General features: G+C 72.6%; 16 protein-coding genes. 9 read left to right on the forward strand and 7 right to left on the reverse strand.

Translation table 11 applies throughout. The features are described 5' to 3' along the window. Positions 1 to 276 precede the first annotated feature (276 nt). Entirely contained in the window at positions 277 to 1,203 is a 927-nt protein-coding gene (locus ACFZDJ_RS35610) for a DUF3027 domain-containing protein (RefSeq protein WP_391065179.1), read from the reverse strand. A gap of 476 nt (positions 1,204 to 1,679) precedes the next feature. On the opposite strand from ACFZDJ_RS35610, the gene ACFZDJ_RS35615 reads away from it, so the two are divergent. The 4 genes from ACFZDJ_RS35615 to ACFZDJ_RS35630 are packed head-to-tail and all read left to right on the forward strand — an operon-like array spanning position 1,680 to position 5,260. Continuing rightward, positions 1,680 to 3,110 carry an MFS transporter gene (locus tag ACFZDJ_RS35615; protein ID WP_390930618.1) on the forward strand — a complete coding sequence of 477 codons (1,431 nt, stop codon included), beginning with the start codon at positions 1,680 to 1,682 and terminating at the stop codon, positions 3,108 to 3,110. Between the two features lie 59 nt (positions 3,111 to 3,169). Further along, on the forward strand, positions 3,170 to 3,655 hold the full coding sequence (locus ACFZDJ_RS35620; protein WP_390930620.1) for a DUF2771 domain-containing protein: 486 nt from the start codon (positions 3,170 to 3,172) through the stop codon (positions 3,653 to 3,655). A 26-nt stretch (positions 3,656 to 3,681) separates the two neighbouring features. Then, positions 3,682 to 4,419 (forward strand): futalosine hydrolase, encoded by a 738-nt coding sequence (locus ACFZDJ_RS35625; protein ID WP_248296758.1) that lies wholly within the window; start codon positions 3,682 to 3,684, stop codon positions 4,417 to 4,419. Continuing rightward, positions 4,397 to 5,260, forward strand: a complete 864-nt coding sequence (locus tag ACFZDJ_RS35630) for an MqnA/MqnD/SBP family protein (RefSeq protein WP_390930625.1) — start codon at positions 4,397 to 4,399, stop codon at positions 5,258 to 5,260. Before ACFZDJ_RS35625 ends, ACFZDJ_RS35630 begins: the two co-directional genes overlap by 23 nt. A 91-nt stretch (positions 5,261 to 5,351) precedes the next feature. On the opposite strand, the gene ACFZDJ_RS35635 is transcribed toward ACFZDJ_RS35630, so the two are convergent. Beyond that, a complete protein-coding gene (locus ACFZDJ_RS35635; protein ID WP_067371847.1) occupies positions 5,352 to 5,735 on the reverse strand; it encodes a cold-shock protein in 384 nt (127 codons plus the stop codon). A 207-nt stretch (positions 5,736 to 5,942) separates the two neighbouring features. Here ACFZDJ_RS35635 and ACFZDJ_RS35640 point away from each other — a divergent pair, with 207 nt between their 5' ends. Further along, the gene (locus ACFZDJ_RS35640; RefSeq protein WP_384917199.1) at positions 5,943 to 6,209 is read left to right on the forward strand and encodes a hypothetical protein; all 267 of its coding nucleotides are present in this window, start codon (positions 5,943 to 5,945) and stop codon (positions 6,207 to 6,209) included. Here the strand turns inward: ACFZDJ_RS35640 and ACFZDJ_RS35645 are convergent. Then, complete coding sequence (locus tag ACFZDJ_RS35645; protein ID WP_384917197.1) at positions 6,185 to 6,856, reverse strand: HAD family hydrolase; 672 nt, start codon at positions 6,854 to 6,856, stop codon at positions 6,185 to 6,187. The genes ACFZDJ_RS35640 and ACFZDJ_RS35645 overlap by 25 nt on opposite strands. Before the next feature lie 55 nt (positions 6,857 to 6,911). Beyond that, positions 6,912 to 7,949 (reverse strand): hypothetical protein, encoded by a 1,038-nt coding sequence (locus tag ACFZDJ_RS35650; RefSeq protein WP_390930630.1) that lies wholly within the window; start codon positions 7,947 to 7,949, stop codon positions 6,912 to 6,914. Positions 7,950 to 8,145: 196 nt separating this feature from the next. Between ACFZDJ_RS35650 and ACFZDJ_RS35655 the strand changes: the two genes are divergently transcribed. After that, entirely contained in the window at positions 8,146 to 10,734 is a 2,589-nt protein-coding gene (locus ACFZDJ_RS35655) for a helicase-associated domain-containing protein (protein ID WP_390930632.1), read from the forward strand. 75 nt (positions 10,735 to 10,809) lie between these two features. Further along, entirely contained in the window at positions 10,810 to 12,453 is a 1,644-nt protein-coding gene (locus ACFZDJ_RS35660) for a DNA repair helicase XPB (protein WP_384917190.1), read from the forward strand. On the opposite strand, the gene ACFZDJ_RS35665 is transcribed toward ACFZDJ_RS35660, so the two are convergent. Next, a complete protein-coding gene (locus tag ACFZDJ_RS35665) occupies positions 12,411 to 13,499 on the reverse strand; it encodes a glycosyltransferase 87 family protein (RefSeq protein WP_391065417.1) in 1,089 nt (362 codons plus the stop codon). The genes ACFZDJ_RS35660 and ACFZDJ_RS35665 overlap by 43 nt on opposite strands. Positions 13,500 to 13,661: 162 nt before the next feature. After that, on the reverse strand, positions 13,662 to 13,856 hold the full coding sequence (locus ACFZDJ_RS35670) for a hypothetical protein (protein ID WP_384917187.1): 195 nt from the start codon (positions 13,854 to 13,856) through the stop codon (positions 13,662 to 13,664). 431 nt (positions 13,857 to 14,287) lie between these two features. Between ACFZDJ_RS35670 and ACFZDJ_RS35675 the strand changes: the two genes are divergently transcribed. Further along, entirely contained in the window at positions 14,288 to 16,252 is a 1,965-nt protein-coding gene (locus ACFZDJ_RS35675; protein WP_391065419.1) for a HelD family protein, read from the forward strand. Between the two features lie 78 nt (positions 16,253 to 16,330). On the opposite strand, the gene ACFZDJ_RS35680 is transcribed toward ACFZDJ_RS35675, so the two are convergent. Then, positions 16,331 to 17,035: a copper homeostasis protein CutC gene (locus tag ACFZDJ_RS35680; protein WP_391065184.1), complete on the reverse strand. Its 705-nt coding sequence runs from the start codon at positions 17,033 to 17,035 to the stop codon at positions 16,331 to 16,333. A gap of 437 nt (positions 17,036 to 17,472) precedes the next feature. Between ACFZDJ_RS35680 and ACFZDJ_RS35685 the strand changes: the two genes are divergently transcribed. Continuing rightward, on the forward strand, positions 17,473 to 18,156 hold the full coding sequence (locus ACFZDJ_RS35685) for a hypothetical protein (RefSeq protein WP_390930637.1): 684 nt from the start codon (positions 17,473 to 17,475) through the stop codon (positions 18,154 to 18,156). The last annotated feature ends 26 nt before the right edge of the window (positions 18,157 to 18,182 follow it).

Raw genomic sequence — 18,182 nt, forward strand, 5'->3', positions numbered from 1 at the left:
CCCCCGCCCGCCCGTCCGGTGGGGGCTGGGCGCGCAGTTCCCCGCGCCCCTGGGGCGGGGGCTTCGCCCCGCATCCCCCGCCCGCCCGTCCGGTGGGGGTTGGCCGCGCAGTTCCCCGCGCCCCTGAGGGGCGCTGCGCGCATCTTCAGCCCGTCCGGCGTTTGAGGACGAGCCCTTTGGGCGATGCGGGGGTCCAGGGGGCGGCAGCCCCCGGTGGGGGCGAAGGGGCGGAGCCCCTGGGGATGGGACGGGTAGGGGCGGCGGGGGCGAGGGAACCTACGAGTGGCCCAGTTCCGCTGTGGTTTCGTCGGGGGTGAGGGAGACCGAACCGGAGTCCGGGGACGGCCGCAGGGGGAAGGGGTCGACCCGGGTCTCGTCGATGACCGGAGGGGCCGGGCGGGGAGGCTTGGGCATGACCGCGGCCTCGGAGTGGCCACCACAGCCGTAGGAGAGCGAGACGACACGCCCGTCCGCCGGAGAGAACTCGTTCGCGCAGACACCGAACGCCTGCCCGAGCGAGCCCCCGATGGGGTTCAGGAACCCGCAGCTGACGCAGGACGCGGGGGCGGCCTGGGCCATCGCCGTCTTGGGGCCGTACGACTCCTCCCAGCGGTCGGCCGCGACATGCAGGCCGTACCGGGAGAGGACACGGGCCCGGCGCAGGCCGAGTTCCTCCGCGACGGCCGCGATCGAGCCGCGGCGCGGGGCGACCGGCAGGTGCGCGGGGGTGCCGGCGGTGACCTCGGCGTCCTCCGCCTCGACCAGTTCCGCCATGTCCTGGGAGACCGCGGAGTTCGGCGCGGGCTCGTCCTCGCCGGAGAAACCGGGCTCCAGACGGAGGTCCTCGGCGTCGGTGGGCAGCAGGTCGCCCGGGCCCATGTCCCCGGGGCGCAGCCGCTCGCTCCACGGCACCCACTCGGGGGCGAGCAGGGAGTCGGGGCCGGGCAGCAGCACCGTCTCGTCGAGGGTGACGACCTTCGCGCGGGAGGCACGGGCGACGGTCACGGCCCAGCGCCAGCCGCGGTACCCGAACTCCTTGCACTCGAAGTAGTGCGTGACAACGCGGTCCCCCTCGGAGACCAGTCCCACATGCCCGCCGACGATGCCGGGGGCGGCGGCCTCCCCGGCGGCGGTGCGCGCGAGGTCGACGGCCTCGGCGCACAGGCGGTCGGGGGTGCGGCTTCGCGTTGTCGCTGCGCTCACAGGTATCGCTTCTCTCCTACGCCGTCTCACGGGTGCGCCATTCCTCGGCGGGAGTGCGGACGGAGCGGACCGGTGGGCCGCGTCGACGTCCACGCCCGATCGCACTCGGGCGCACCTACGTCATCCATTCTGCGGGATGACCGAGAGGCGCGCGGCCGAGAACAACCGCCGCAGGCGCGCTACGCACGCTACCTTCTCCTGAGCCCTGGGCCCACACCGGCGGGGCGCTTCCGCACTCCGCGCCAGGTTTCCGGACCGCTCCCGAGCAGTGTTTTCCCACCCCATACCCCCTCTCGTACGGATCGAAAAGAACCTCGCACAACCGTCGCGGTCGGCCGGAAAACGCTCCTCGCCCCCGCCCCGGTCCGGTTCGGCACCCCGACACACGACCCGCGTACGGCCCGTCACCAGCCCACTCGGCCGCCATACGCGCGGTAACCGCACTACGTACGCACTTCTCGGGGCACTATTGCGGAGTGGCAGCCGCGAGGTCGCCCCAAGGAGCCGCCGGTGTCGGCGCTGCCAAGGGGGGCACCAGAAATGGCGGATCGGGCCGGATGACCGGTTCCGTCCGCGCGGTGGGCCGTGCCCTGCACTTCCCGGTGACCGGAACGGCGCGCGGCATCCGCAAGGCGACGCACGCGCACGGGGCGGGCGAATCCGGGCTCGGGAAACTGATCGAGCTGCACGCGGTGAACGGCGCCGGCGATGTCATGATCACCGTCGCGCTCGCCTCCACCGTCTTCTTCTCGGTGCCCACCGACGAGGCGCGCGGGCGCGTCGCCCTCTACCTCGCCATCACCATGGCGCCCTTCACCGTCCTCGCCCCGGTGATCGGCCCGCTCCTGGACCGTCTGCCGCACGGTCGCCGGGCCGCGATGGCGGGCGCGATGTTCGCGCGGGCCATGCTCGCGCTGCTGCTGTCGGGCGCGGTCGTGACCGGCAGCCTGGAGCTGTATCCCGCCGCGCTGGGCGTGCTGGTCGCGTCCAGGTCGTACGGGGTCGTACGAAGCGCCGTGGTCCCGCGGCTGTTGCCACCCCGGTTCTCCCTGGTGAAGGCGAACTCCCGGGTCACCCTGGGCGGACTCCTGGCCACCGGTGTCGCCGCGCCGATCGGGGCGGGGTTGCAGGCCCTCGGCCCGCGCTATCCGCTCTACGGCGCCTTCGTCATCTTCATCGCGGGCACGTTCCTGTCGTTCACGCTGCCGCCCAAGGTCGACTCGGCCAAGGGCGAGGACCGGGCGCTGCTGGTCGCGGACGAGGAGCATCTGCACGGACCGCAGCTCATCAAGGACAAGCTGCGGCGGCCGGGGCTGCGCACCGTCGGTACGGCCGTCACCCACGCCCTCGGCGCCAACGCCGCCCTGCGCTGTCTCTCCGGCTTCCTGATCTTCTTCCTCGCCTTCCTGCTCCGCGAGCACCCGCTCACCGGCGAGAGCGCGGCCGTCTCGCTCGGGATAGTGGGCGTCTCGGCGGGCGCGGGCAACGCGCTCGGCACGGCGGTCGGGGCCTGGCTGAAATCGCGCGCCCCGGAGATCATCATCGTGACGGTCGTCGCGTGTGTGCTGGGGGCCGCGATCATCGCCGCCATATTCTTCGGGGCCTTCCTGGTGGCCTGTCTGACGGCGGTCGCGGGGTTCTCGCAGGCGCTCGCCAAGCTCTCCCTGGACGCGCTGATCCAGCGGGACGTGCCGGAACTCGTCCGTACGTCGGCGTTCGCGCGCTCGGAGACGCTGTTGCAGGTGGCCTGGGTGTTCGGCGGCGCGATCGGCATCGTGCTGCCCCTCAACGGCACGCTCGGCCTGTCCGTGGCCGCCGCGATCGTCGCCGTCGGATGGCTGACCACCGTGCGAGGGCTGCTCGGCGCGGCGCGGCACGGGGGCGCGGTGCGGTCACGCGTGGCCTGAGGGCGGCACGCCGTACCCCACGTGGGGGGAGCGGTGGACGTGCCCGATAGCCTTCGGCCATGACCTCCCTGCCCCGCGGCAGAGCCGCCAATGGACATCGCCGTCGCGCCGTTGCCGCTCTCGGCGCCGTTTCCGCCGGACTTCTCGTCCTGTCCGCCTGTGACAAGCCGACGCCGCTGGCCACCATCACGGTCGGCAAGAACTCCGTGAGCTCCGAGACCGCCTGCTACAACGACGGCAAGGAGGTGAAGACCGCGGACCTGGCCAAGTGCCTCAAGGGCACGGACATCAAGTCCATCAAGGTCGACCCCGACGAGACCGTCCGGTTCGGTGTGGACCCGAAGATCGCCGACAACGGCTGGACGATCCTGATGAACGGTCAGCCGCTGACCGACTCCAGCAAGAAGACGTACCGCACGATCCCGGGCAGCGTGTTCTTCAACGCGCAGTACGGCGCGAGCGGCAACTCCACGCTGGTCTCCATCAAGGAGGGCGACAAGACGGTGACCGGACTGTGGACCTTCAAGTTCAAGAAGGACGCCTGATCGCTGCCGCTGGGCTGAAGGTGCTGGTGGCCACCGCCGTTCCCGTGGAGAGGGACGCGGTGGCCGGGGCGTTCGCTGCCACCGGCCGTTCGCTGCGGCTGCCCGGGACGACCCTGGAGCGGCTGTCCCCGGCCTCCCGCGACAGCACCGCCGCCCGCGTGACCCTCGATCTGCTGGCCGCCGGGGTGGGGCCCGCTCCGGCCGCCGCGTCCACGGCGGGCGCGCTCACCGCGGCCGCCCTGGACGGCGCCCCCTACGACCTCGTCGTCTCCACCGGGATCGGGGGCGGTTTTCAGCCTGAGGCCCCGGTGGGATCCCTCGTCGTCGCCGACGAGATCACCGTGGCGGACCTCGGCGCCGAGACCGCGGACGGGTTCCTGCCGGTCACCGAGCTCGGGTTCGGAACCGTCAGCCACCGTCCACCGCAATCACTCGTACGAGAAGTCGTGTCGGCCACCGGTGGACGCGCCGGAACCGTGCTGACCGTGTCCACCGTGACCGGCAGCGCCGAGCGCGCCGCCGAACTGCGGGCCCGCCACCCGCGCGCCCTCGCCGAGGCCATGGAGGGCTTCGGGGTGGCCGAGGCGGCCGCCGCGCACGGTGTGCCCGTGCTGGAGATGCGCGCGGTCTCCAACCCCGTCGGCCCGCGCGACCGCGCCGCCTGGCGCATCGGAGAGGCTCTCGCGGCCCTCACCGAGGCGTTCGGGAAGCTCGCGCCCGTCCTGGAGAGTTGGAACCCACATGACCCAGACCACCAGCCCTGACAAGACGCTGCAGATCGCGTACTCGCCCTGCCCGAACGACACCTTCGTCTTCGACGCCTGGGCCCACGGCCGCGTCCCGGGCGCGCCCGCGCTCGACGTGACCTTCGCGGACATCGACATCACCAACGGCATGGCCGAGCGCGGCGAGTTCGACGTGCTGAAGGTGTCGTACGCCGTCCTGCCGTACGTCCTCGACGAGTACACGCTGCTGCCGTGCGGGGGCGCGCTGGGCCGGGGGTGCGGGCCGCTGGTCCTCACCCGTGAGCCGGACGCGGACCTCACCGGGCGCACGGTCGCCGTGCCGAGCGAGCGGTCGACCGCCTACCTGCTCTTCCGCCTCTGGGCCGCGGACACCGTTCCCGGCGGGGTCGGCGAGATCGTCGTCATGCCCTTCCACGAGATCATGCCGGCGGTACGGGACGGGAAGGTCGACGCCGGACTCGTCATCCACGAGGCCCGTTTCACGTACCAGAACTACGGGCTGCACAAGCTCGCCGACATGGGCGAGCACTGGGAGCGCTCGACCGGACTGCCCATCCCCCTCGGCGCGATCATCGCCAAGCGCGCGCTGGGCGAGGAGCGTCTGAAGGGCCTCGCCGACGCCGCCCGCGCCTCGGTCCGCGCCGCCTGGGACGACCCGGAGGCATCGCGCTCCTACGTCCTCGAACACGCCCAGGAGATGGACCCGGCCGTCGCCGACCAGCACATCGGCCTGTACGTCAACGAGTTCACCGCCGACCTCGGAGAGGACGGCTACGCCGCGATCCGGGGCCTGCTCACCCGCGCCGCCGCCGAAGGACTGGTCCCGGCACTCGGACCCGACGCCCTGTCATTCCCCTGATCCCGGGCCGACGGCATGGACGAGGCCGAGGGACTGATCACGCCCCTCGGCCCGCCTACGCTTCCGGCGCTTTTGTCCGCCCGTCCGCGGGCTATACGTCGAGTTGGTCGGCGACCGCTCGCAGGAGGCCCGCGATCTTCTTGCCGGAGGCCTTGTCGGGGTAGCGGCCCTTCTCCAGCATGGGCGTGATGTTTTCGAGAAGGGTCGTCAGATCCTGCACGATGGAGGCCAGTTCGTCCGGCTTACGGCGCTGGGCGGCCGCGACGGAGGGGGTCGGATCCAGGATGGTCACCGAAAGCGCCTGGTCACCGCGCTGGCCGGCGACGACGCCGAACTCCACGCGCTGGCCGGGCTTGAGCACATCTACTCCGGCGGGCAGGACCGAGGAATGAACGAAGACGTCGCCGCCGTCGTCGCGGGAGAGAAAGCCGAAGCCCTTCTCGCTGTTGAACCACTTGACCTTGCCGGTAGGCACGTCTGTCCTCGTCCTCGTACTCGTCGGAAACTGCTCTGAAAACTGCACGGGCGCACACTCGGACCGTTGCACGGGCAACGGTCGGAAACTGCCCCGGATAGCACTACAGCGGGTCGTCGGACCCGCCGGTACCAAGGCTAATGGTCCCGGGGCCGGTGACAAGACGTCGCCGGATTGTTCCTTCGCGCTGGGAACTACCCTGGTCCGGTGCGTGACAAAACCCAACCGAATTCCGCCGAGCCCGGTGACCGGCTGATCCGTGCCGGTGCCATCGTGTTCTTCGTAGGAGCCGTGGCCACACTCGTCACCGTGGCCCCGCTACTCCTCCATACGACGCCTTTTCCGACGTACATGTTCGGCTTGAGCATGCTCATGGGCGTCGGGTTCCTGATCGCCGCGGCGGGGGTGCTGCGGTCCGTCGCCGCGGGGCGCCGTCAGGCCCGCGCGGTTCAGGCCCGTACGGCCTCCCGGTAGTCCCCGCGGTAGTCGCTCAACCACGCCGGGAACTCCGTCAGGTCGGCCAGCACGACATCCGCGCCCGCCGCGCGCAGCTCCGCCGCGTCACACGGGCCGGTGGCGACCGCGACGGAGTAGGCGTCCGCGGTGCGCGCGCCGCGGACGTCGCCGGTGTGGTCGCCGACGTACACGCTCGCGCCGTGCTCCCGCAGCGCCTGCGCCTTCTGCTCGGCCCACAGGTTGCCGACGACCGCGTCGGCGTCGATGCCCAGGTGGTCCAGGTGCAGCTTGGCGTTGGGCTCCCACTTCGCGGTGACGACGACCGCGCGCCCGCCCGCCGAGCGGACCGCCGCGACGGCCTCGCGGGCGCCGGGCATCGCGAGCGTGCCGGTGATGGCATGCATGGGGTACATCTCGCGGTAGAGGTCGGCGATCGCGGGCACCTGGTCCGCCGGGAACCAGTTGACCAGCTCCTCCGCCAGCGGCGGTCCGAGCCGCGTGACGACCAGGTCGCAGTCGATGTACGTCCCCGTGCGCTCCGAAAGTTCCTGGTAGCAGGCGTGGATGCCGGGGCGGGAGTCGATCAGGGTCATGTCGAGGTCGAAGCCGACGGTCAGCAGGCGGGGAGTCCGGGGGGTCGTCGATGCGATAGGCATATGGACCATTGTGCCCATGCGCCCACGTGCCCATGTGGTGGCCGGTGGCGGTCGGTCGCGCGGGTCAGCGGCGTCGCTGTGAGCGCCACACCAGGTACAGCGCCGAGGCCACGGCCGCGCCCCTGACCACCCACGGCCAGGTCTGCGCGACCGCCTCGTTCATGTGCCCCTTGACGAGGGGATCGCCCCAGCGGCCGTCCGTACGGCCCCACAGCCAGACGACGCCCGCCGTCACGGCCAGCCCCGGCATGCCGAGCACGGCCCACTTCGACTCGACGGGGCTCAGTCGGCGGGAGGCCCAGGCGATGAGCCAGCCGAGGCCGAGGGCGAACCAGTTGCCGAGGGCGGCGCCGACGACGAGGAGGACGGCGGCGAGCAGAAGGAGGGGGTTGCTCCAGTTGCCGGGGCGGGGGAGCCGGCGACGGGGCGCGACGGCGACGTCGGCCGCTTCGACGGGGGCGGCCTTCTCGGCCTTGGGCGCCTTGGAGAACCTGGAGGACTTGGCCGGCTTCGGCTCCGCTTCCTCCTCGGAGTCGGATTCGTCCTCGTCTGCGTCCTCGTGCCTCGGTGGCGGCTTGAGCAGTTCGGGGATCTCCACGCCGCCGACGAATCCCGGCACGCTGTCCCCCAGCCCGAACGGGCTGGTGTCCTTGCGCCACCAGTCCGGATCCGCGGAGCTGTCGCCCAGTTCGTGCGTGCTGGCGAGGTGCGGCGGGGAGGGGGCGTCGTCGGCCTCGGTGGGGCGGGGCGTGGGTTTCGGTTCCGCCGGGCGCGGCCTCGGGACGACTCGGCGCAGGCCCTTGGGGCGGTCGTCGTCCTCGCCGGCGCGCTGGGTGGGGACGGCGGCCCAGGTGTCCGTACCGGCCTCGGGGCCGCCCTCGCGGGCGGCGGCGACGATGTCGTCCGGGGTGCCGAGGCGGGAGAGGATGCGGCGGACGGCGGCCGGACTGTCGACGGGGGCCTTCGCCCGGCGTCGGTCGATCTCGTTGCGCAGCTCCGAGACGAGTCGCATGCGGGTGGCCGAGGGCAGCTGGCGCTGCTGGGCCAGGTCTCCGACGCGGCTCAGATAGTCGAATACGAGCTGGTCGCTCTCAATCCCCACGAAGTCCCCTCCGGGGCGCGCACGTTGTAAACCCCGCGGCCACGACGGTACCGCGTACACCCCGAGTTCTCCGCCCCCAGACCCCCGGGTGGGTCTGTCCGACCCCGGCCGGACAACACACCCGGGGTCCGGGGCGTAGCCCCGGGGATGGGGCGGGTAGGGGCGGCGGGGGCGAGAAACCACTACCGTTGAGCGGATGAGCACAGAGGAGCACTCCACGCCGGACCGCGCCCCGCAGGGCACCGCTCCGCGCTCCCTCGCGGAAGCCCTCCGCGCCCGGGACGACGCCTCCCTGTCGGCCCTCCTCCGCACCCGCCCCGACCTCATCACCCCCGTCCCCACGGACCTCACCCAGCTCGCCACCCGCGCCGCCACCCGCGCCTCGGTGGTCCGCGCCCTGGAGCGCCTGGACCGGTTCGCGCTCCAGACCGCGGAGGCCCTCGCCGTCGCGTCGGACCCGGCGACGTACGACGAACTGCTCGCGCTGCTGGCGGGCGACGACAACGACCCGGCGGTCACGGCGGCGTTCCCGCGCGCTGTGAGGACGCTGCGCGAGCAGGCCCTGGTGTGGGGCCCCGACGACCGCCTGCGTCTCGTACGGACGGCGCGCGAGCTGCTCGCGCCGTCCCCCCAGCACCCGTCCCCGACGGGCCTTGGACCGACCGTCGCCGAGGCCACGGCCGGGATGTCCCCTGGGCGTATTCAGGAGATCGTGGCCGAGGCCGGGCTGCCGACCACCCACGACTCCGTCTCCGCCATCGCCTCGCTCACCGGGCTGTTCACCGACCGGGCGCGGATGTCGGCGCTCCTCGACACCGCCCCGGCCGAGGCGGTGGACGTGCTGTCCCGGCTGGTGTGGGGGCCGCCGTACGGCCAGGTGACCGCCGACCCGGCACGCCATCTGCGCTGGCTGATCGACCGCGGGCTGCTGCTGCCGACGGCGCCCGGCACGGTCGTACTGCCCCGGGAGGTCGCCCTGCATCTGCGGGCGGGCCGCGCGCACCGGGCGACGGAACCGGTGGCCCCGGCGGTCGAGGCCACGCGGACGCACCGTCCACAGGTTGTGGACAGTGCGGCGGCGGGCCAGGCGTACACGGCGCTCGCCACCGTCGAGGAGCTGCTGAAGGACTGGCACGAGGGCGGGCCCGCCGTACTGCGCGCCGGTGGGCTCAGCGTCCGGGACCTGAAGCGGACGGCGGTGGCGCTGGACGTCGCGGAGCCGGTCGCCGCGTTCTGGGTCGAGCTCGCCTACGCGGCGGGGCTGCTGGCCTCGGACGGGGAGGACGACGAACGGTACGCGGCCACCCCCGCCTATGACGAGTGGCTGGAGAGGCCCGCCGCCGAACGGTGGGCCACGCTCGCCTCGGCGTGGCTGGCCGCGACCCGTACGGCGGGCCTGATCGGCGGGCGGGACACGAAGGACCGTACGTTGTCGGCGCTGGGCCCCGGCCTCGACCGCTCGGCGGCCCCCGAGGTCCGCCACCGCGTCCTCACCCTCCTCGCCACCCTGCCCGAGGGCGCCGCCGCCACCCCGGAGTCGGTCCTCGCCCACCTCCAGTGGGAGCGTCCGCCGCGAGGGGACCGGAGCACGGCCCAGGATCTGCGGACCCGGCTCGCCCGGTGGACGCTGTCCGAGTCGGAGTTGCTGGGAGTCACCGGCCGGGGTGCCCTCTCGGCGCAGGGGCGGGCGCTGCTGGGGCTGCCGGCGGCGAGCGTGCGGGAGACCGCGGCGCGCGCCCCGTCCGGTCCCGGCGACAAGCTCCCCGCCCACAAGCACCACCGCCCCGCCGTCGAAGCCCCCCTCTCCGAAACCCCGCACTCCCCCGCCGAACAGGCCGCTGCCGCCGCCCACGCCGCCCGGCTCCTCGCCCCGCTGCTGCCCGAGCCCCTGGACCACGTCCTCCTCCAGGCGGACCTGACCGCCGTCGCCCCCGGCCCGCTGGAGCGTCCCCTCGCCGACACGCTCGGCGTGCTCGCGGACGTCGAGTCGAAGGGCGGGGCGACGGTCTACCGCTTCACCCCGGGGTCGGTACGGCGGGCCCTGGACGCGGGCCGGTCGGCCTCGGATCTGCACGCGTTCCTCGCGGCCCACTCCCGCACGCCCGTCCCGCAGCCGCTCGCCTATCTGATCGACGACGTGGCGCGCAGGCACGGCCATCTGCGGATCGGGGCGGCCTCGGCGTACGTCCGCTGCGACGACGACGCGCTGCTGAGCGAGATCCTCGCCGACAAGCGCTCGCAGGGACTGCGGCTGCGCCGCCTCGCGCCCACCGTGCTCGCCGCCCAGGCCGACCCGGCGGCCCTGCTGGAGGGCCTGCGCTCCATGGGCTTCGCGCCCGCCGCGGAGTCCGCCGAGGGTGATGTGCTGATCACCCGTGCTCACGCCCACCGCACCCCGCCGCGCTCCGCCCCCGTGCCGGTCCCGGAGGGCCCTCCGGTGCCCGACGCCACGCTCCTCGGTGCCGCGATCCGCGCCATCCGCGCCGGTGACCTGGCCTCCACGACCCCGCGCAAGGACACGCAGGCACAGGCGCCGGGCAACGGCGAGCTGCCGCGCACCAGCTCCGCCGAGACCCTCGCCACCATGCAGGCCGCCGTCATGACCGGCGAGGCGGTGTGGATCGGGTACGTGAACGCCGAGGGCGCCGCCAGCCAGCGCGTGATCGCCCCGATCCGGGTGGAGGGCGGCTTCGTGACGGCGTACGACCACACCGCGGACGAGGTCCGCACCTATCCGTTGCACCGCGTGACCGGGGTCGCCGAGCTCGCCGACGACCAGCCGTGATCACCACCCCTTGAGGCACACTGGACGTTTGGCCGGTCATCCGCGCGGGGTGACGGCACGCAGAAAGGGACGGGTGTGAACGGACCCCTCATCGTCCAGAGCGACAAGACCCTGCTCCTGGAAGTCGACCACGAGCAGGCCGACGCCTGCCGTCGGGCCATCGCGCCGTTCGCCGAGCTGGAGCGGGCGCCCGAGCACATCCACACCTACCGGGTGACACCGCTCGGCCTGTGGAACGCGCGCGCCGCGGGCCACGACGCCGAGCAGGTCGTCGACGCACTCGTCGAGTTCAGCCGCTACCCCGTACCGCACGCCCTGCTCGTCGACATCGCCGAGACGATGGACCGCTACGGGCGTCTCACCCTCAGCAAGCACCCGGCCCACGGGCTGGTCCTGACCACCACCGACCGGCCCGTCCTGGAGGAGATCCTGCGGTCGAAGCGGATCATCCCGCTCGTCGGCAACCGGATCGACCCGGACACCGTGGCCGTGCACCCCTCCGAGCGCGGGCAGATCAAGCAGACGCTGCTGAGGCTGGGCTGGCCGGCCGAGGACCTCGCCGGATACGTCGACGGGGAGGCGCACCCGATCGAGCTGGCGGAGGACGGCTGGGCGCTGCGGCCGTACCAGAAGCAGGCCGTGGAGAACTTCTGGCACGGCGGGTCGGGCGTTGTCGTCCTGCCCTGTGGAGCGGGGAAGACGCTCGTCGGCGCCGGGTCCATGGCGCAGGCCAAGGCCACCACCCTCATCCTCGTCACCAACACCGTCTCCGCCCGGCAGTGGAAGCACGAGCTGGTGAAGCGGACCTCGCTGACCGAGGACGAGATCGGCGAGTACAGCGGCACGAGGAAGGAGATCCGCCCGGTCACCATCGCCACCTATCAGGTGCTGACGACCAAGCGGAAGGGCGTCTATCCCCACCTGGAGCTCTTCGACTCCCGGGACTGGGGACTCATCGTCTACGACGAGGTGCACCTGCTGCCCGCGCCCGTCTTCAAGTTCACGGCCGATCTCCAGGCGCGGCGGCGGCTGGGCCTGACCGCGACCCTGGTCCGCGAGGACGGGCGCGAGTCGGACGTCTTCTCCCTCATCGGGCCCAAGCGGTTCGACGCGCCCTGGAAGGAGATCGAGGCGCAGGGGTACATCGCGCCCGCCGACTGTGTCGAGGTCCGTGTCAATCTCACCGACTCCGAGCGGCTCGCGTACGCGACCGCCGAGACCGAGGAGAAGTACCGCTTCTGCGCGACGACCGCGACCAAGCGGAAGGTGACCGAGGCGCTGGTACGGAAGTTCGCGGGGCAGCAGATCCTCGTGATCGGCCAGTACATCGACCAACTCGACGAGCTGGGCGAGCACTTGAACGCGCCCGTCATCAAGGGCGAGACCAGCAACGCGCAGCGGGAGAAGCTGTTCGACGCCTTCCGGCAGGGCGAGATCAGCGTGCTCGTCGTGTCGAAGGTCGCCAACTTCTCCATCGACCTGCCGGAGGCGACCGTCGCCATCCAGGTGTCGGGCACCTTCGGCTCGCGCCAGGAGGAGGCCCAGCGCCTGGGCCGCGTGCTGCGCCCGAAGGCCGACGGTCACCAGGCGCACTTCTACTCCGTCGTCGCCCGCGACACCATCGACCAGGACTTCGCCGCGCATCGGCAGCGGTTCCTGGCGGAGCAGGGGTACGCCTACCGGATCGTCGACGCCGACGAACTCCTGGCCGACAACTGAACCAGCAGTACCAACCCCAGCAGGGGGTACGGCGAGGCGAACGGCTGCTGCCACCAGGGTAGACGGAGGTCCAGATCGCCCTGGTGCGGGACCAGCCAGAGGGTGCGGGCCGCGAACACCGCGGCGGTGGCGGCGGCCGTGCGCGGGCCGTGTTCGGCGTACAGCACGGCGATCAGCGGGACGCACCACACCCAGTGGTGCGACCAGCTGATGGGCGAGATCAGCAGGGCCGTGAGGGCGGTGACGAGGACGCCCTGGCGGTCGGTGCGCGCGCGGCGGGCCAGCCACAGTCCCGCCGACGCGAGGGCCAGCGCGGGTACGGCCCACAACGGACCCGGTGCCGGGTCCCCCAGCGTCCGGGCGATCAGCCCCTGGAGCGACTGGTTGTCGACGATCCACACCTTGCCGACGCGGCCGGTCTCGTAGAGCCGCCGGGTCCAGAAGTCGACGCTCGCGGCGGGAAGGACGAGCGTTCCCAGGAGTACGGTCCCGGCGAAGGCCGCCAGGGCGGTGGCCGCTTCCCCTCGCCGGCCCCTGAGCAGCAGATACGCCACGAAGACGGCGGGAGTCAGTTTCACCCCGGCCGCGATGCCGAGGGCGATGCCCTTGCCCGGGGCGCCGGGCGGCCGTGTCAGGTCCCAGAGGATCAGGCAGGCGACGGCGAGGTTGATCTGGCCGAAGAGCACGGTCTGGAAGACGGGTTCGAGCCACAGGGCGAGCGCGGTGGCGGCGCAGAGCGTGGGCAGCCGTGTCGGCAGGCCCGCGAGACGGCAGGAGAGCCGGACCAGCACGGCCAGCAGGGCCACGTTCCCGGCGACGAAGGCCGCCTTGAGGACGGCAGGCGGGAGCCAGGCCAGCGGGACGAAGAGGACCGCCGCGAAGGGCGGGTACGTGGCGGGCAGCTGCCACTCGGTGACGGTGAACCCGTAGAGATCCGTGCCGTGGACGACGGCCGCACCCTCGGCCCGGTAGACGAGCGCGTCGGCCATCGGGGTGCGCCGGAGGAGACACAGCGCGGCGAACGCGGCGAGGGAAGTGGCAAGCAGAAGGAAGGGAAGAAGCGACGCGGGGAAGCGGGAGCCGGAGAAACGGAGGACGGAGAAACGAGGGACGGAGAACGGGAGGACTTCGTCGAGTGAGCGATCGGTCACGTTCCGCTGAAGCACGGAGTGACCCTAGTGCCGGGACAGTTCAACCCGGCGAACGGCTCACCGGCGTCGTACGCCCGCCTCCTCCTCGTACTCACCGAGGAGCACCACGCCGAACGCCGCGCCCACGAAGACCTTGACGGCGCGCAGGGCGTCGCCGACACGGTGGTGGTGGTGAACGGGGGAGAAGGCGGTTGCGCCACGAGCGGCGGGACCGCGCCCGGAAGGGCCTGGGGTGAAGGTTGCTGCGCTCATGTATCCATCATGGAATCCGTGACCCCATATGGCGTCGGCCTATGGACCGAACCTCGGCGACCCCTCGTACGCCTGCAGGCCTCTGCGTGTACGCCTCACGACGGACGGCGACCCCTAGGGATATGGGGGTCGCATCCCTGATGCCGCGCATGACGCCGCGCACGACGCGGCGAACGACGCGGCGAACGACGCCGCGGAAAAGGGTTGGCCCGGACCTCCTCCCCTGACCTAGAATCTCCGCTCTTGCCCGCCTCCCTCGACGGAGTGCCGCCGCCCGGACGGAAACCGGACGGCATCCAACGGCTCGACCGCCGTACCCACTCACACGCAGCAGGTCTTCCGGAGGCTCCACGTTGTCCACTCCACCCGCCCAGGACCCCCTCTCCCGCGAGCGCGCCCACCTCGGCGAGTCCCGCGCGGCACTGCGCGCGATGCGCGAGGACGTGGAGAACCTCGACATCAAAGACGTCACCGCGAACTGGGTGAACGCCGCGGTCCTCCAGCACCAGATCGACGAGCGGATCAAGGCCCTCGCCGACCTCAGCCACACCCCGCTGTTCTTCGGCCGCCTCGACTATCTGCACGCACCCGGCGCCGACAAGGCGGAGGGCGCGGACGGCGAGCGTTTCTACATCGGGCGCCGGCATGTGCACGACGCCGAGGGCGACCCGATGGTCATCGACTGGCGCGCGCCGGTGTCACAGCCGTTCTACCGGGCCTCGAAGAAGGACCCGATGGACGTCGGGCTGCGGCGCCGCTTCGGGTACACCGGCGGCGACCTCACGGCGTACGAGGACGAGCACCTGTCCGACCCCTCCGAGGCCGCGGCGACCAGCAAGCTGCTCCAGCAGGAGATCGAGCGCCCGCGCGTCGGCCCGATGCGGGACATCGTGGCGACCATCCAGCCCGAGCAGGACGAGATCGTACGGTCGGGTCTCGCGGGCTCCGTCTGCGTGCAGGGCGGCCCCGGCACCGGAAAGACGGCCGTCGGCCTGCACCGCGTCGCCTACCTCCTCTACGCCCACCGGGAGCGGCTGGCCCGCACCGGCACCCTGGTCATCGGGCCGAACAAGTCCTTCCTGCACTACATCGAGCAGGTGCTGCCCGCGCTGGGCGAGCTAGAGGTCAAGCAGGCGACGGTCGACGACCTCGTCGCGCATGTGGAGGTACGCGGGACGGACGACGCGACCGCCGCCGTCGTCAAGGGCGACGCCCGGATGGCCGAGGTGCTGCGCCGGGCCGTCCGCTCGCATGTGACGCTCCCGACCGAGGGCGTCGTGGTCGTGCGCGGCTCGCGGCGCTGGCGCGTCCCGGCGTACGAACTCGAGACGATCGTCGGTGAGTTGCTGGACCGCGACATCCGCTACGGCGCCGCCCGCGAGGCCCTTCCGCAGCGGATCGCGCACGCCGTGCTGGTCCAGATGGAGCGCTCGGGCGAGGCACCGGACGACCGGGTGCAGGACGCCGTGGCCCGCAACACCGCGGTGAAGGCGGCCGTCAAGGCGATCTGGCCGCCGGTCGACCCCGCCAAACTGGTCCTGCGGCTGCTCACCGACGCCGACTTCCTCGCCGTCCACGCGGAGGGGCTCCTCGACGAGGACGAGCAGAAGGAGATCCTCTGGGCGAAGCCGGTGCGGTCGGTGAAGTCGGCCAAGTGGTCGCCCGCCGACGCCGTGCTGATCGACGAGGCCACCGATCTCGTCCAGCGCACCCACTCCCTCGGGCATGTCGTGCTCGACGAGGCGCAGGATCTGTCGCCGATGCAGTACCGGGCGGTGGGGCGGCGCTGCACGACGGGTTCGGCGACCGTGCTCGGTGATCTCGCACAGGGCACGACCCCCTGGGCGACGCGGAGTTGGGACCAGGCGCTCGCCCACCTCGGCAAGGGGGAAGCGGTGATCGAGGAGCTGACCGCCGGTTTCCGCGTCCCCACCGATGTCATCACCTACGCCTCCCGGCTGCTGCCGCACATCGCGCCGGGCCTGACCCCGGTGGCGTCGGTCCGTGAGAACCCCGGTTTCTTCGAGGTGCGCCCGACGACCGCCGACGAGCAGGTCATCGGCGCCTGCGAGGAGTTGCTGCGCAACGAGGGTTCGATCGGTCTCATCGCCGCCGACGCCCGGATCCCGGCGCTGACCGAGGCGCTGACGGCGGCGGGCCTGACGTACCTGGGCCCCGGCGAGGAGACGACGGCACAGACCCGCCTCACCCTCGTCCCCGCCTCCCTCGCCAAGGGCCTGGAGTACGACTACGTGGTCCTGGACGAGCCGCAGGCCGTGGTCGACGGCGAACCGGACGAGCGGACCGGCCTGCGCCGCCTGTACGTGGCCCTGACCCGGGCGGTCTCGGGCCTGACCGTCACCCACGCGGCTCCACTGCCGCAGCAACTGGGGTAGGACCTGGCCCAGCCGGGCGGGCCCTGCGACGGCGGCGCCGCACGCGTGCGGCCGGGTTGTTCAGGCCGCGGCCGGCCGTTACGCGTCCAGGGCCTGCCGCCACTCCCGTACGGCCGCCACCGTCACCGGGCCGTTCCACCCGCCGGGCCGAGCCGCCCCGCCGATGTGGAAGGCGTCGATCCCCGCGGCCCGCAACCGAGGAACGTGATCGAGACGCAGTCCGCCGCCCACCATGATCCTGGGCTCGTAACCGGGTTCGGTGCGGCGGGTGGCCTCGGCGAGGAGGGTCGGCAACCCGTCGTCCACGCCGTCCGGGGAACCCGCCGTGAGGTACGCGTCCAGGCCCGGCAGGTCCGCGAGCTGCTTGCGCAGGGAGTCGCGGTCGGCGGCGCGGTCGATCGCGCGGTGGAACGTCCAGGGGCAGCCGTCCAGTTCCGCGACGATCCGCTCCACGGCGGACAGGTCGGGACCGCCGTGCTCGTCGAGGAAGCCGAGCACGAACTCGTCCGCTCCGGCGGCCAGCATCTCCCCCGCGAGACGTACGAGCGCGTCGACGCCCTCGGCGCCGCCCGCCGCGAAGCCGTCCGCCCGCCTCAGCATCACGCGCAGCGAGATGTCGACGGCGGCGCGGATCCCGACGAAGGTCTCCACCGCCGGGGTGAGCCCGTCGGCGGCCATGTCGGTGACCAACTCCAGCCGGTCGGCACCTCCGGCCTGGGCGGCGACCGCGTCCTCCACGCCGAGGGCGATCACCTCCAGAACTGCACGCTTGCGGTCGCTCATGGGGCCTCTTCCTCTGGGGCGGCTACAGGTCTAGTCCAATCCCAGCGTACGCCGCGGCCACCGACCACCGCGAGAAGGCCTCGCCGTTTACCGGGGCACACCATCGGGGCTCCGCCCCGAAACCCCGTCCACTCGGATTCGTTCGCCTGCGGGCGCGTGGGGGCCGATCGCGCCGTTCCCCGCGCCCCCAGGACGGGACTCCGCCCCGATCACCCCTCCGCCCGAATTCGTTCGCCTGCGGGCGAGTGGGGGCCGATCGCGCCGTTCCCCGCGCCCCCAGGACGGGGCTCCGCCCCGATCACCCGTCCACTCGGATTCGTTCGTCTGCGGGCGGGTGGGGGCTGGGCGCGCAGTTCCCGCGGCCCTGGAAGCCCCGGGGCGAGGGACGGCTGTCCTCCGCGCTAGGACCCAAGGAACGCAACCGGGAGAATCGACGCATGCCCGACCTCGACGCGCTGCGCACCCGCTGGTCCCATGCCCTCGACGGCGCCCGCTCCCCCGGCGGCCCCGACCCGGCCCCGTACGCGGACAACCTCCTCACCCGCTGGCAGGAGCCACAGCGCCGCTATCACACGGTCGCGCACCTCACCGCGGTCCTCGACCACATCGACGTACTGGCGGAGTACGCGGACGACCCCGCCCTCGTCCGCCTCGCCGCCTGGTTCCACGACGCCGTCTACCTCCCCGACCGCTCCGAGAACGAGGAACGCTCCGCCCGCCTCGCCGAACGCGCCCTCCGCGAGGCCGGGGTAGGGGAGGAGAAGACGGCCGAGGTCGGGCGTCTTGTCCGGCTCACCGTCACCCACGCCCCGAGCGACGACGACCGCAACGGCCAGGTCCTCTGCGACGCCGACCTGGCGATCCTCGCCTCGCCCCCGGACACCTACGCCGCCTACACCGCCGCCGTCCGCGAGGAGTACGCCTTCGTCCCGGACGAGGCGTTCCGAGCGGGCCGGGCGGCCGTACTGCGTCAACTCCTCGACCTGCCGAGGCTGTTCAGAACGCCGTACGGAACACGGGAATGGGAGGAGCGGGCCCGGGAGAACATCCGGCGCGAGCTCGCCCACCTCACCGAACCCACCCCGGGCCCACCGAACCCACCCCGGAAGGCCGCCAAGTGACCCGCACCGGTCCGCCGTCCGGCCCC

It is taken from the genome of Streptomyces sp. NPDC007896, assembly GCF_042959425.1.
Classification (GTDB): domain Bacteria; phylum Actinomycetota; class Actinomycetes; order Streptomycetales; family Streptomycetaceae; genus Streptomyces.

What these genes read in the sequence shown, in the direction of transcription:
- ACFZDJ_RS35630 (WP_390930625.1), top strand. Translation starts at nt 4,397, where the DNA reads ATGACCCAGACCACCAGCCCTGACAAGACGCTGCAGATCGCGTACTCG.
- ACFZDJ_RS35670 (WP_384917187.1), bottom strand. Translation starts at nt 13,856, where the DNA reads ATGAGCGCAGCAACCTTCACCCCAGGCCCTTCCGGGCGCGGTCCCGCC.
- ACFZDJ_RS35685 (WP_390930637.1), top strand. Translation starts at nt 17,473, where the DNA reads ATGCCCGACCTCGACGCGCTGCGCACCCGCTGGTCCCATGCCCTCGAC.
- ACFZDJ_RS35680 (WP_391065184.1), bottom strand. Translation starts at nt 17,035, where the DNA reads ATGAGCGACCGCAAGCGTGCAGTTCTGGAGGTGATCGCCCTCGGCGTG.
- ACFZDJ_RS35645 (WP_384917197.1), bottom strand. Translation starts at nt 6,856, where the DNA reads ATGGTCCATATGCCTATCGCATCGACGACCCCCCGGACTCCCCGCCTG.
- ACFZDJ_RS35620 (WP_390930620.1), top strand. Translation starts at nt 3,170, where the DNA reads ATGACCTCCCTGCCCCGCGGCAGAGCCGCCAATGGACATCGCCGTCGC.
- ACFZDJ_RS35655 (WP_390930632.1), top strand. Translation starts at nt 8,146, where the DNA reads ATGAGCACAGAGGAGCACTCCACGCCGGACCGCGCCCCGCAGGGCACC.
- ACFZDJ_RS35675 (WP_391065419.1), top strand. Translation starts at nt 14,288, where the DNA reads ATGCGCGAGGACGTGGAGAACCTCGACATCAAAGACGTCACCGCGAAC.